Genomic DNA, 11851 nt, shown 5'->3' on the forward strand with positions numbered 1-11851 from the left:
CTCCTTCACATCCCTTTGCACTCCACAATGGGCGCGGGATACACATCCTGCGACACCCCGAATCGCCACGGCCGGTGGACATCCACTCCTTCGAGGTGCGCGAGTTCGGGGACCCAGCGGCGGGCGTACTCGCCGTCGGGGTCGTGGCGCTCGGCCTGGCGGAGGGGGTTGAGGACGCGGTTGGGGCGGGTGTCGTTGCCGGTGCCGGCCATCCACTGCCAGTTCATCTGGTTGTTGGCGATATCGCCGTCGACCAGCCAGCGCAGGAAGTGCCGGGCACCGATCCGCCAGTCCACCTGGAGCGTCTTGGTCAGGAAGCTGGCGGCGATCAGCCGGGCGCGGCCGGGCATCCAGCCCTCGGCGCGGAGCTGCCGCATGCCGGCGTCCACGACGGGGTAGCCGGTGCGCCCGGCGCGCCACGCCTCGACCGATTCCGGATCGTCGCGCCAGCTGATCCGCGCGGGCCGGTAGTCCCGCCACCCCGCCTGCGGCCGCGCCGCGAGCACCTGGTGGTGGAACTCCCGCCAGGCCAGCTGGCGCACGAACGCCTCGCCGCCGGGGGTCGTCACGTCGGTCTTCGCGACGATCTCCGTCGTCGACAGGCAGCCGAAGTGCAGGTATGCCGACAGGTGCGAGGTGGCGTCGGCATCCAGCGCGTCGGAGTCGGTCGCGTAGCCGGCGATCCGGCCGGACAGCCAGCGCCGCACCTCTTTTCGCGCACTGGTCTCGCCGCCGACGGCCAACTGCGGCGAGCACGCGTCGGCCTGGTCGGCGAAGCCGGGCAGCGGATCACTCTGCACCCGAGGCACTTCGAGGCCGGTGGGCTTGGGCAGCGGCCGCCGCAGCGGGACCTCGAGCCAGCGCCGGTAGTAGGGCGTGAAGACGGCGAAGTGATCCCGTCCCGTCGCCGGCGCCAGCTCGGACGGGTCGACAGCCGTGATCGTCCCGGGGTGGGCGTGCAGCCGGATGTCGCGGCGGGCCAGCCGCTCGCGCAGTGCCTCCTCCCGCTTGCGGCTGTACCAGCTCACATCGGCGGCGATGTGCACGCTCTCGGCGTCCACCTCGGTGGCCACCGCGTCGACCGCGTCCACGACGTCGCCGTGCCGGACCACCAGATGTCCGTTCGCCGAACGCAATTCGCCGTCGAGTTCGGCGAGCGCGGCGGCGAGAAAGCGCGCCCGGTTGGCCGACCCCCGCTCGCCGACGATGGCGTCGTCGACGACGAACAGCGGGACCACCGCGTCGCCCTCACGATGCGCGGCGGTCAGCACCGGATTGTCGTGCACCCGCAGGTCCCGGGTGAACAGGGCGATGGTCACCGTCATCGGGCGACCCCACGGCTCGGCCCGGTCGCCACGAGGGTCGTGCCGGCACGGCGTCGGGCGGCTCTTCCCCGCCGGTACCGGCACGACCCTCGCGGCGGCCGGATCCCCGCACACGCCTCCTCGCGCGGGCCCAGCTCGTGGCCGGAGTGCGCCACCATCCGGCGCGCGGTGAAGATCCAGCGGAATCGGTCGTGCGGATCGGGCACGTGCACTGATTCTCCTCGGGTCGGCTGCGGCCCATCGTACTCACAAACGATGCATCAACGATGCATATTCGCCGGTATTCCTCGGTGTCACCGCCATGACCAGGCCGGAGCATCCCGGGTGATGTCGCACTGACCCCACCGTCCGTCGCCGGCCCCGCGACGCGCGCGCGGCCGACCACTCCGACAGGGCCGCCGGGCGGGCAGGCAGAATGAGGCAATGCCCGCCCGTTCCGCCCCCGAATCGGATGTGGGCTACACGGTGCGCGCGGTCGCCGATCGGCTCGGCATTCCGACCGCGACGCTGCGGAGCTGGAACCACCGCTACGACATCGGCCCGCCGCGGCACCGCCCGGGCGCGCACCGGCTCTACACCGAGGCCGATATCGCTCAGGTGGCGCGCATGCTCGATCTCATTCGCGCCGGAGCCAGTCCGGCCGGGGCCGCCGCCGCGGTGCGCGCGCCCGCGGTGGATCACGGCGACCGGGGGCCGCTGCTGACCGCGGCCTTCACCTCCGACGCGGCCATGGTGTCGGAACTGCTGACCGCGCACTTCCGCGCGCACGGTGTCGCCGACACGTGGAATACGTTGTGCCGCCCCGCATTCGCCGATATCGTCGCGCAACAGCTGGAGGGGGTGGGCTGCATCGATGTGGAGCATCTGCTGTCGTGGTGCATCACCTCGGTACTGCAGCGCGTCGCGCCCCCGCCGATGGTGACCGGGGCGCCCGGCGTGGTCCTCGCGTGCACGAGCGGCGAGACCCATTCGCTGCCGCTGGAGGTGCTCCGCGCGGCGCTCGCCGAGCGCGGGGTGGGCTCGCTCATGCTCGGCCCGGACGTCCCGACCGGCGCGCTGACCGACGCGCTGGCACGCCGCGCCGAGCCCACCTCCGTCGTGCTGTGGTCGCAACAGGAATCCACCGCGCTGGCATCCGCGGTGCGCGCCTGCGTCACCGCGCGAGCGCGGGTTCTGGTGGGCGGGCCCGGCTGGGATGCCGTCCTACTACCCGAGGCCGTGATCCAGGTCGGCAGCCTCCGCGCCGCCGTCGACCTACTCGGCTGAATACGACATACCGGACCATCCGGCACGGAACACAGGCGCAACGATTACGCAGCGAACCTAGCCCTGACGTTCCTGCCGCTCGAGCGCCACGGCCCGCCGCATGGATTCACGGGCACGGGACCGGTCACCCGCATAGTCGTAGGCGCGGGCCGCGCGGTAGTTGGTGCGCCAGTTCTCCGGATCCGCCTCCCACTCCTTCCGCACCTGCTCGAACAGTGCGTCGGCGGCGGACTTCTCGATCCGGCCGGAGGCACGCCGCGGCAGCTCGGAGACGTCCAGCTCGCTGCCCTCGTCGTGGGCGAGGCGGGCCAGTCGCTGATGGGCCAGCGCGGCGCGCAGGCTGGTGCCGACGACCCAGGCCCCGAGGACGGGCAGGATCAGCACGCCGATACCGATGGCCATACCCGCGGCCGAACCGGTGGCGATCAGGTCCACCGCGATCCGCCCCAGCAGGACGAAGTAGAAGGCCAGCGCCAGCACCAGGAACGCGATGAAGGCCACCTTCACCCAGACCTGCCGCCGGGTGTCGTCGGCGCCGCTCACAGGTCCAGGAGCGGATCGAGGCCGACGGTCAGGCCGGGCCGGTCGCCGATCTGCCGCACGCCCAGCAGCACGCCGGGGGCGAACGAGGTGCGATCGAGCGAGTCGTGGCGGATGGTCAGGGTCTCGCCCTGAGTGCCGAACAGCACCTCCTGGTGCGCGACGAGCCCGGCGAGCCGCACCGAGTGCACCCGCACGCCGTCCACGCTCGCGCCGCGCGCGCCGTCGAGTTCGGTGGTGGTGGCATCGGGACTCGGGCCGACGCCCGCCTGCTCGCGTGCCTCGGCGATGATGCCCGCGGTGCGGTACGCGGTGCCCGAGGGCGCGTCGGCCTTGTTCGGGTGGTGCAGTTCGATGACCTCGACCGAGTCGAACCAGCGGGCGGCCTGTTCGGCGAACTTCATCGACAGCACCGCGCCGATCGCGAAGTTCGGCGCGATCAGCACGCCGACCTCGGGCTTGCCGGACAGCCAGCCGCGTACCTCGTCCAGCCGTTCCGCGTCGAATCCGGTGGTGCCGACCACGGCGTGAATTCCGTGCTCCACCAGCCATTTCAGATTCGGCATGACCACGCCGGGGTGGGTGAAGTCGACCACGACCTGCGCGCCGCCGTCGGTGAACGCGTCCAGCGCGTCGTCCTTGTCGACCTGCGCGACCAGTTCCAGATCGCCGACCGCCTCGACCGCCGCGCAGATCGCCTGCCCGACCTTGCCGCGCGCGCCGAGCACACCCACCCGGATCGGGTTCGCCGTCACCCTGAACTCCTCACATGCCGTCCGATCGTCCCCGCCGAGCCTACTGTTCCCGCGATCGGCGGCGGTCACCCCGGTCGGCTCGCGCGGACCTCAGTCGAAAGTGATGACCTGCCGCAAGCCGTGCCCGGCGGCCAGCTCGTCCATCGCGCCGTTGATGTCCTCGAGGCGGATGCGCGACGACACCAACCGCTCGACGGGTAGCCGGCCCGCGCGCCACATCGTGATGTACTTCGGAATGTCACGAGCGGGCACGGCCGAGCCGAGGTAGCTGCCGACGATCGACCGGCCCTGCGCGACCAGGCCGAGCGGCGAGATACTCGCCCGCGCGTCGGGATGGGGCAGGCCGACGGTCACCGTGGTGCCGCCGGGAGCGGTGGCGGCGACGGCGGTCTCGAACGCCCGCACATTGCCCGCGGCCTCGACCACGACGTCGGCCACGATGCCCCGCTCCGCCAGCTCCGCGGGTGTGTGAACCTGGGTGGCGCCGAGTTCCGTTGCCAGGGAGAGCTTTTCGGGCAGGGTGTCGACGGCGATGACCTCGTTCCCGAATTGCTCGCGCAGCGACGCCGCCACCAGGACCGCCGCCATACCGACACCGCCGAGGCCGACGACCATGATCCGGTCGTCCGGACCGGGCCGGGCGGAGTTCAGCAGCGCGCCGCCGCCGGTCAGCACCGCGCAGCCCAGGACGGCCGCGACGTCCGGCGGCACATCGTCGTCCACGGGCACCACCGAGCGCCGGTCGACCACCGCGTGCGTGGCGAAACCGGAGACGCCGAGGTGATGGTGCACGGCCGCCCCGCCGCGCAGCAGCCGGCGACCGCCGCCGAGCAGCTCACCGGTGTTGTTGGCCGCGCTGCCGGGGACGCACGGGGTGCGGCCGTCGGTGGCGCAGCCCTCGCACTCGCCGCAGCGGGGCAGGAACGTCATGACCACGCGCTGACCCACGGCGATATCGCCCACTCCGGAGCCGATCCGCTCGACCCGCCCGGCGGCCTCGTGCCCGAGCAGCATCGGCACCGGCCGCACCCGATTGCCGTCCACGACCGAGAGATCCGAGTGGCACAGCCCCGCGGCCTCGATCCGGACCAGCAGTTCGCCCGGTCCCGGCTCCCCCAGCTCCAGCTCGTCGACGACGAGCGGCCTCGACTCGGCGTACGGCGTCGGATCGCCGATTCGTTCCAGCACAGCACCGCGGATCCTCATTCACCCGACGCTACCGCCTGCGGGTGGACGGTGGACAGCGCCCGTCGCGCGCGGCCCCCGCCGGGAGGCATAATCGCCGCAGGCGGCGAGAATCAGCCGAGAACCAGCAACGAGGCGAGGCCATGAAGACGACGTCCCCGACCCGCGGGCTCAACCGCTTGATCACCGACTCCTTCGGCCGCGTCGCCCGCGGCTACGACACCCCGCTACTCCAGCACATGGTGTACCGCCCGCCGCAGGATCAGGTGATCGCCGAACTCCGGGCGGCCGGGTCCCGCCGGATCGCCGATATCGGGTGCGGCACAGGCATTCTCACCACCCGCATTCTCCGCGAGCTGGAGCCGGAGCAGATCTTCGGCATCGACGCCTCCCCCGGCATGCTGGCCCAGGCCCGCACCCGATCCACGCGGGTGACCTGGATGCAGTCCCCGGCCGAGCGCCTGCCGTTCGGCGACGAGGCCCTGGACGCGGTGGTCACCACCAGCGCGTTCCACTTCTTCGACCAGCCCGCCGCACTCGCCGAATTCGCCCGTGTCCTGGCCCCGGGCGGCCTGGTCGCGGTCTCCACCGTGAATCCCTCCGGCCATCTCGCGAGCCCGGTCCGCCAGCTCACCCGCACCACCCTCAGCCCGTATCACGCGCCGTCCCCGTCGGAGGTGCGGAACATGGTGCGCGTGGCCGGTTTCGAGGTCTCCGATCAGCGCCGCATCCACCGCCCGCTGCCGCGCTGGCTCATTCCGGACGTGATCACGGTGGGCCGGAAGCGGTAGCTCATCCCCAGCGCATCAGCATGCGGTCCACCGCGCGCGGTGCGACCATCCCCAGCATCCGCAGTCCGGCGGCGTACCGGGGCACCATGCGCACGGGCCGGGTGCGGATCGCCCGCATCATCCATTCCGCCGCCTGCTCCGGCGTCAGGCCCGGCATCGCGCGATAGCGATCGGTCGGCGCGCTCATCGCCGTGTGCACGAGCGGATAGTGGATCGACGTGAAAGCGATTCCCCGCGAGAATAATTCGCCGTCTGCGCAGCGGCCGAACCCCGCGAGGGCCGCCTTCGACCCGTGATACGCCGCGAACCGCGGGGAGGTGTCGGCGGCGACCGTCCAGGTGCCGACGTTGATCACGTGCCCCGACCCGCGCTCCGCCATACCGGGCAGCAATCCGAGGGTGAGCTGCACCGCGCCGAAGTAGTTGACGGCCATGGTGCGCCGGAAATCGTGCATGCGGTCGAAGGATTCGACCAGCGGGCGGCGAATCGACCGGGCCGCGTTGTTGATCAGCACATCCACCGCACCGGCATCACCGACGACCCACTGCACCAGGTCCTCGACCTGATCGGGATCGGCGATATCGCAGACACGGCATTCGGCCTTGCCGCCCGCCGCCGCGATCTCGTCACCGAGCAACGCCAGCTCCTCACCGCGCCGCGCGACCAGGATCAGTTCGGCCCCCGCGGCCGCCAGGCGCAGCGCCGCGGCCCGGCCCACACCGGCGGATGCCCCGGTGAGCAGGATCCGCTTGCCCACCAGCGATGTCGCTCCACTCCCCCGGACGCCCCCGACCGGCCGCAGCATATGTGGCGCGACCCGCCGGGCAACTCGCGCACGCACGGTCCCCGTCTTCGGCTTCCCCTCGACCATGCCGCCATTCAATCACGCGCCGCGCCGGGCCCGGCCGTGGTCACATCCCCAGCACACCGCCACCAAATTTTCCCGGCACACCGCCACTGACTGTTTCCCGGCACACCGCCACTGACTGTTTTCCGGCACACCGCCACTGACTGTTTTCCGGCATGCTTTTGGCCGGGATCCATCGTCCGCACCGGGGATTCCGGCCAAAAGCATGCCGGAAAAAAGGGGGCGGTGGGGGCGTCAGGTCGGTGGGGTCGGGGGTGGGGTGGCCGGGACCGGTGGCCAGGGTAGGGGGGAGAGGTGGGTGGGGCGGCGGGTGAGGTCCTCGTCCCAGTCGACCGTGACGCCTACCCAGGCTGTGGGGTGGTCGAAGCGGGTGGCCTTGGCCGCGAACTCGGTTCTGCGGAAGGAGATCTCGCCGAAGAAGTCGCCCGCCGTGAAGTCGGCGGCGGTGCCCTCGAAGCGGGCGCCGGCGAAGGAGACGGCGCCGTGGAATTCGGCGCGGGTGAAATCGACCGCGTCGCTTCCGGTGTGGCGCCAGCGCGCCTTCGCGCCGAGGCGGGCGCCGTCGAAGGAGGTCCGCTCGGCGTAGAACCGCGCGCCGGCGAACGAGACCTGGCCGCCGGCGAACGCGCAGCGGTCCAGGCGGACTCGGCCGCCGTCGAAGGTGGCGCTGTCGAACCGGGTGGCCTCGGCGTCGAAACGCGCTCCGGCGAAGCTGGTCTCGTCGCCGGAGAAGGTGGCGCCGGTGAAACGCGTACGCGGGCCGCCGAACTCGGCGCCCTCGAAGGACACCGGCCCGGTGAACGTGGCGTCGACGAAGCTCGTCCCGGAGCGTCCGGTGCTGACATCCTCCGCCTCGGTCCCGGTGAACCGGGCGCCCCGGAACAGCGTCGGACTCCCGAAGACGGCCCCGTGGAAGGTGACATGCTTGCCGAGGAACTGCACGAATTCGAAGTTCGCGGTCCGCGACCCGGTGAAGCACGCGCCGCGGAAATGCGTGTGCTTCCCCGCGAATATCGCGTACCGGAAGTCGACGTCCTCGAGAATCGCGTCGTCGAAGTCGAAATTGTAGGCGGACCACGAGGTTTCGGCCTTGCGCCGCAGGTGCGCCACGATCACCGCGACGATCGTCCGGCGCACCTCGCTGTCGTTCTGCCGGATCTGATACGCCCGCTCGACCACGACCTCCCCGGCCCCGGTCTCCTTGCGCGACACCAGGTGATTGGCGCCGTCGCGCGGATCGTAGGGCAGCCGCAGGTAGCCGCACAGCACGTCGATGCACTGCTGCCGCCGCCCGCCCGCGCTGAACTCGTCCGCGACCCCGGCCATCGCGTACACGCCGGCGATTCGCACCGCCACATCCGGATCGCCCAATTGCTTGGCCGCCGCCCCGAACAGCTCCGCGAACCGGCCCCGCTCGTTGTCGCGCTGCCGCCGGTAGGCCACGACCAGCGCGACCGCGCCGCCGATTCCGGCCGTCACCGACAGCGCGATCTTGGTGAGATCCACCTGATTCGGCGTCTCCGTCTTGGCCCCGAGCAGCAGCCACAGCGTCCACCACGCCAGGCCGGAGATCGCCAGCCCGCCGAGTACCGCCGTCACCACCGACAGCAGCAGCGCCGAGCGCCGCATTCTCCGGCCGAGCCGCCCGCCCCACTTCCCCCGCCTCCGCATAGCCGCATGGTAGCGAGAAATCGCCGCCCACGGCAGCGCGAGCGGCGATTTCCCTTATGCCCCTGACCTTTCAGGCCGCGGCAGCCGCCCGGCTCCCGCGCAGCCCGAGACCCGCCGCGACCAGGCACGCCGCCGCGACCACCGCCACGAACCACGGGAATATCGTCCCCATGCCCCAGGTCGTCGCCGCCCAGCCGGCCAGGATGGTCGGCAGCGCCATCGACGTATAGGCGAGCAGGTAGTAGGCCGACATCGTCTCGCCCCGCTTGTGCTGCGGCACAACATTGGACAGATGCCGCAGCGATCCGCCGAACCCGAGCCCGAAGGTGCCGCCGAGCAACACCCCGGCCACCAGCACCACGGCCCAGTTGTGCGTCGCCAGCGCCGGAATCGTCAGCAGCAGCGCGATCGCCATCCCGGTGTCGCCGCCGATCGCCGCGCGCCGCGCCGGAATCCCGGTGGCAAACAGCTGGGCCAGCGCGCCCGCGGTCGCCGTGGAGGCGACCACCGCCCCGCCGAACACCAGGTTGTGCACGCCGGTCTTCTCCGCGGCGAGCGCCGGATACAGCGACAGCAGCACGCCCAGCACCGACCAGGCCGCCATCACGCCCAGCGCCGAGAACCAGAAGTCCGCGCGAATCTCGTGCGGCACCGCGGGTTTCGCGATCCGGATGGGGCCGGTCACGCGCTTGGTGTGGGTCTCCCGCATCAGCACCACGCCCACGCCGATCAGCAGGCACAGCACGGTGATCACCACGTACGGCGTGCGCAGCGGATGCGGTACGTACTGCGCCAGCAGAGCCGAGCCCAGAATCGCCACGGCCATACCGGCATTGAACGCCACGCCCGTCAGCTGCCCCGACCGCGCGCCGTGCTTGGGCCGCAGATCCAGCAGCGCCGCCGCGCCGGACACCACCGTCGCGCCGACCGCGATCCCGTGCAGGGCGCGGGCCACGAGCAGCATCGCGACATTGTCGGCCAGCAGGAACACGACCAGGCCGAGCACCATGGTGGCGAAGGCGCCCAGCAGCACCGGCTTGCGCCCCACAACGTCGGAGATCTTGCCGGACACCAGCACCGCGCCCAGGGCCGCGACCGCGTACACGGCGAAGACGAGGGTGGTGGTCAGCGGCGAGAAGTGCCACTCCTTCTGATACAGGCCGTACAGCGGTGCGGGCGCGCCGGACACTCCGAGCGCGACGCCGCTGGCGGTCAGGATCAACGCGTATGCCCAGGGTTGCGCCGTCCGCTCGACCGGGGATACAGCCACTGTCGCTGCCATCGCTCCCTCTCCATCAGGTAAGTTTGATTGCGATCGAACCCAACCACCGTAACGCCGGTACGATTCCCATCAAACCGTCAGTGAGGAAGATCATGACGGAAACGAACCGCGTCGTCGAGGCATTTCCGGTCGCCCCGGTGCAGACCGTGCTCGACGCGCTGCACGACCCGGTCCGCCTGGAGATGGTGCGACGGCTGGCCAACGCGGGCACACCGGTGCGCTGCGGCCTGCTCTACGACACGATCAACAAGTCGACCGCGACGCATCATCTGAAAACGCTGCGCCAGGCCGGTCTCACCGAGAAGATCATCGAGGACGGGCAGACCTACGCGCGGCTGCGCACCGAGGAGGTGGCCCGGGAACTGCCCGGACTGCTGGACGCGGTGGTGGCCGCGGCCAATCGGAGCGAACCGAAGGACTAGATGTCACCGATCGCCGAACTGACCGAGGTGGTCGTGGACCTGCATTCGGATCTCGCCGAATGGCTGGGCACCGACGCGCCGCCGAAGGTCTTCGACCGGTTCGCCAACGCGCTGGACGACGGGTTCACCTCGGTCGTCACCACGGGCGAGGCCGTGACTCGCGACGCGCTGCTGTCGGGGGTGTGGTCGGCGCGCAACGCCCAGCCTGGCCTGGAGATCGAGATCACCGATGTCACCGAGATCGCCCGCACCACGAAGCTCGTCATCGTGCGCTTCGTCGCCGAGAACCGCTTCGGCGGCGCGAGCATGCGCCGCCGGGTGACCGCGGTCCTGCTCACCGACGGCCAGCTCTACTCCTGGCGCTCGGTGCACGAGACCGCCATCCCCGCGGCGTCCTGACCCCGGACCGGGCGGCTCAGTCGTTCACGAGCCGCCGGACCGACGTGGGCAGATCGCGGGTGCGGCGGAACGGTCCCGCCACCGACACCGCGAACGGCCGGGCCAGCAGGGAGCGAGCCACGGCCGAGACCTCCGCGGTGGTCACCGCGTCGATCCGGGCCAGCGTGTCCGAGACGCTGCGGTGGTTGCCGTAGCTGAGTTCGCTGCGGCCGATCCGGTTCATCCGGGAGCCGGAATCCTCCAGCCCCAGCACCAGACCGCCGCGCAGCGAACCCTTGGCGCGAGCGCATTCGGCATCGGTGATGCCGTCCGCCGCAACCTCTTCCAGCACGTCGCGCGCGAGACTCGCGACCTGGCCGAGGTTTTCGGGCTGGCAGCCCAGATACACCGAGAAGGCGCCCGTATCGGCGAAGGTGTCGACGCTCGAGTACACCGAGTACGCCAGGCCGCGCTCCTCCCGGATGCGCTGGAACAGACGGGAACTCAGCCCGCCGCCGAGCACGGTGTTCAGCACCGACAGCGGCCAGCGCTTCTGCCCCTCGTGCCGCCCGTAGGCGCGCACCCCGAACACCAGGTGCGCCTGCTCGCTGTCGCGGTAGGTCCGCTCCAGCCGCGGCGGCGTCCGCATGCGGAAGTGGCCCTCGCGCCGCGGCGCCGGTTCCCGCACCGGATCGAGGCGGCCCGCGAAGGCGCGATAGATCAGTTCCACCGTGTGCTCGTGGTCGACATTGCCGGCCACCGCGACGACCATCCGGTCCGGACGGTAGCGGCGCTGATGGAATCCGCGCAGCTGCGCCGCGGTCATGCCCTCGATGGATTCGACGGTGCCGATCACCGGCCGCCCGATCGGGTGGTCGCCGAACAGCGCGGTCAGAAACGCGTCGCCGACCATGTCCTCGGGGTCGTCGTCGCGCATCGAGATCTCCTCGAGCACCACCTGGCGCTCGACGCCGACATCCTCGCCGCGGCACAGCCCGTTCAGCACCACGTCCGACACCAGATCCACCGCCAGCGGCAGATCCTCGTCGAGGACGTGCGCGTAGTAGCAGGTCTGCTCCTTGGCGGTGAACGCGTTCAGCTCACCGCCGACCGCGTCCATGGCCTGCGCGATATCCAGCGCCGACCGGGTGGGCGTCTGCTTGAACAGCAGATGTTCCAGGAAATGCGCGGCCCCGGCGACCGTCGGGCCCTCGTCGCGCGAGCCGACGCCGACCCAGACCCCGACCGACGCCGACCGCACGCCCGGCACGTGCTCGGTCACGACTCGCAGCCCGCCAGGCAGCACGGTACGCCGCACACCGCTGTCGGTGAGCGGGGCGTCCGTGGTCGCGAGTCGTAGCGAAGAAC

At 71.2% G+C, this 11851-nt stretch carries 12 protein-coding genes; 4 read left to right on the forward strand and 8 right to left on the reverse strand.

The window, feature by feature from the left end; genetic code table 11:
• Positions 1-5: 5 nt before the first annotated feature.
• Positions 6-1325 carry a cryptochrome/photolyase family protein gene (locus ON41_RS21175; RefSeq protein WP_040749434.1) on the reverse strand — a complete coding sequence of 440 codons (1320 nt, stop codon included), beginning with the start codon at positions 1323-1325 and terminating at the stop codon, positions 6-8.
• Positions 1326-1748: 423 nt separating this feature from the next.
• Between ON41_RS21175 and ON41_RS21180 the strand changes: the two genes are divergently transcribed.
• A complete protein-coding gene (locus ON41_RS21180; RefSeq protein ID WP_040749435.1) occupies positions 1749-2591 on the forward strand; it encodes a MerR family transcriptional regulator in 843 nt (280 codons plus the stop codon).
• 57 nt (positions 2592-2648) lie between these two features.
• On the opposite strand, the gene ON41_RS21185 is transcribed toward ON41_RS21180, so the two are convergent.
• From ON41_RS21185 to ON41_RS21195, 3 genes are all read right to left on the reverse strand, one after another.
• Complete coding sequence (locus ON41_RS21185; RefSeq protein ID WP_040749436.1) at positions 2649-3134, reverse strand: hypothetical protein; 486 nt, start codon at positions 3132-3134, stop codon at positions 2649-2651.
• Positions 3131-3886 (reverse strand): 4-hydroxy-tetrahydrodipicolinate reductase, encoded by a 756-nt coding sequence (dapB, locus tag ON41_RS21190; protein ID WP_083905511.1) that lies wholly within the window; start codon positions 3884-3886, stop codon positions 3131-3133. The genes ON41_RS21185 and dapB overlap by 4 nt, the downstream gene beginning before the upstream one ends.
• A gap of 90 nt (positions 3887-3976) precedes the next feature.
• Complete coding sequence (locus ON41_RS21195) at positions 3977-5092, reverse strand: alcohol dehydrogenase catalytic domain-containing protein (RefSeq protein ID WP_040749437.1); 1116 nt, start codon at positions 5090-5092, stop codon at positions 3977-3979.
• A 122-nt stretch (positions 5093-5214) separates the two neighbouring features.
• Between ON41_RS21195 and ON41_RS21200 the strand changes: the two genes are divergently transcribed.
• Positions 5215-5862: a class I SAM-dependent methyltransferase gene (locus ON41_RS21200; protein WP_040749438.1), complete on the forward strand. Its 648-nt coding sequence runs from the start codon at positions 5215-5217 to the stop codon at positions 5860-5862.
• Position 5863: 1 nt separating this feature from the next.
• On the opposite strand, the gene ON41_RS21205 is transcribed toward ON41_RS21200, so the two are convergent.
• The 3 genes from ON41_RS21205 to ON41_RS21215 all read right to left on the reverse strand — a co-directional run bounded on the left by ON41_RS21205 (position 5864) and on the right by ON41_RS21215 (position 9683).
• On the reverse strand, positions 5864-6619 hold the full coding sequence (locus tag ON41_RS21205; protein WP_246829571.1) for an SDR family NAD(P)-dependent oxidoreductase: 756 nt from the start codon (positions 6617-6619) through the stop codon (positions 5864-5866).
• Between the two features lie 345 nt (positions 6620-6964).
• Positions 6965-8401, reverse strand: a complete 1437-nt coding sequence (locus ON41_RS21210) for a pentapeptide repeat-containing protein (protein ID WP_040749440.1) — start codon at positions 8399-8401, stop codon at positions 6965-6967.
• Positions 8402-8471: 70 nt separating this feature from the next.
• Positions 8472-9683 carry an MFS transporter gene (locus ON41_RS21215; protein WP_051162071.1) on the reverse strand — a complete coding sequence of 404 codons (1212 nt, stop codon included), beginning with the start codon at positions 9681-9683 and terminating at the stop codon, positions 8472-8474.
• Between the two features lie 92 nt (positions 9684-9775).
• Here ON41_RS21215 and ON41_RS21220 point away from each other — a divergent pair, with 92 nt between their 5' ends.
• Positions 9776-10105: an ArsR/SmtB family transcription factor gene (locus ON41_RS21220; protein WP_040749441.1), complete on the forward strand. Its 330-nt coding sequence runs from the start codon at positions 9776-9778 to the stop codon at positions 10103-10105.
• On the forward strand, positions 10106-10504 hold the full coding sequence (locus tag ON41_RS21225) for a hypothetical protein (protein ID WP_051162073.1): 399 nt from the start codon (positions 10106-10108) through the stop codon (positions 10502-10504).
• 16 nt (positions 10505-10520) lie between these two features.
• Here the strand turns inward: ON41_RS21225 and ON41_RS21230 are convergent, their stop codons facing one another.
• Positions 10521-11801 (reverse strand): M16 family metallopeptidase, encoded by a 1281-nt coding sequence (locus ON41_RS21230; protein WP_051162093.1) that lies wholly within the window; start codon positions 11799-11801, stop codon positions 10521-10523.
• Positions 11802-11851 lie beyond the last annotated feature (50 nt).

It is taken from the genome of Nocardia transvalensis NBRC 15921, assembly GCF_000308875.1.
GTDB classification, from domain to species: Bacteria; Actinomycetota; Actinomycetes; order Mycobacteriales; family Mycobacteriaceae; genus Nocardia; species Nocardia transvalensis.

Coding starts and splice junctions, on each gene's coding strand:
- ON41_RS21175 (WP_040749434.1), bottom strand. CDS start 1,325: ATGACGGTGACCATCGCCCTGTTCACCCGGGACCTGCGGGTGCACGAC.
- ON41_RS21180 (WP_040749435.1), top strand. CDS start 1,749: ATGCCCGCCCGTTCCGCCCCCGAATCGGATGTGGGCTACACGGTGCGC.
- ON41_RS21195 (WP_040749437.1), bottom strand. CDS start 5,092: ATGAGGATCCGCGGTGCTGTGCTGGAACGAATCGGCGATCCGACGCCG.
- ON41_RS21200 (WP_040749438.1), top strand. CDS start 5,215: ATGAAGACGACGTCCCCGACCCGCGGGCTCAACCGCTTGATCACCGAC.
- ON41_RS21210 (WP_040749440.1), bottom strand. CDS start 8,401: ATGCGGAGGCGGGGGAAGTGGGGCGGGCGGCTCGGCCGGAGAATGCGG.
- ON41_RS21215 (WP_051162071.1), bottom strand. CDS start 9,683: ATGGCAGCGACAGTGGCTGTATCCCCGGTCGAGCGGACGGCGCAACCC.
- ON41_RS21220 (WP_040749441.1), top strand. CDS start 9,776: ATGACGGAAACGAACCGCGTCGTCGAGGCATTTCCGGTCGCCCCGGTG.
- ON41_RS21225 (WP_051162073.1), top strand. CDS start 10,106: ATGTCACCGATCGCCGAACTGACCGAGGTGGTCGTGGACCTGCATTCG.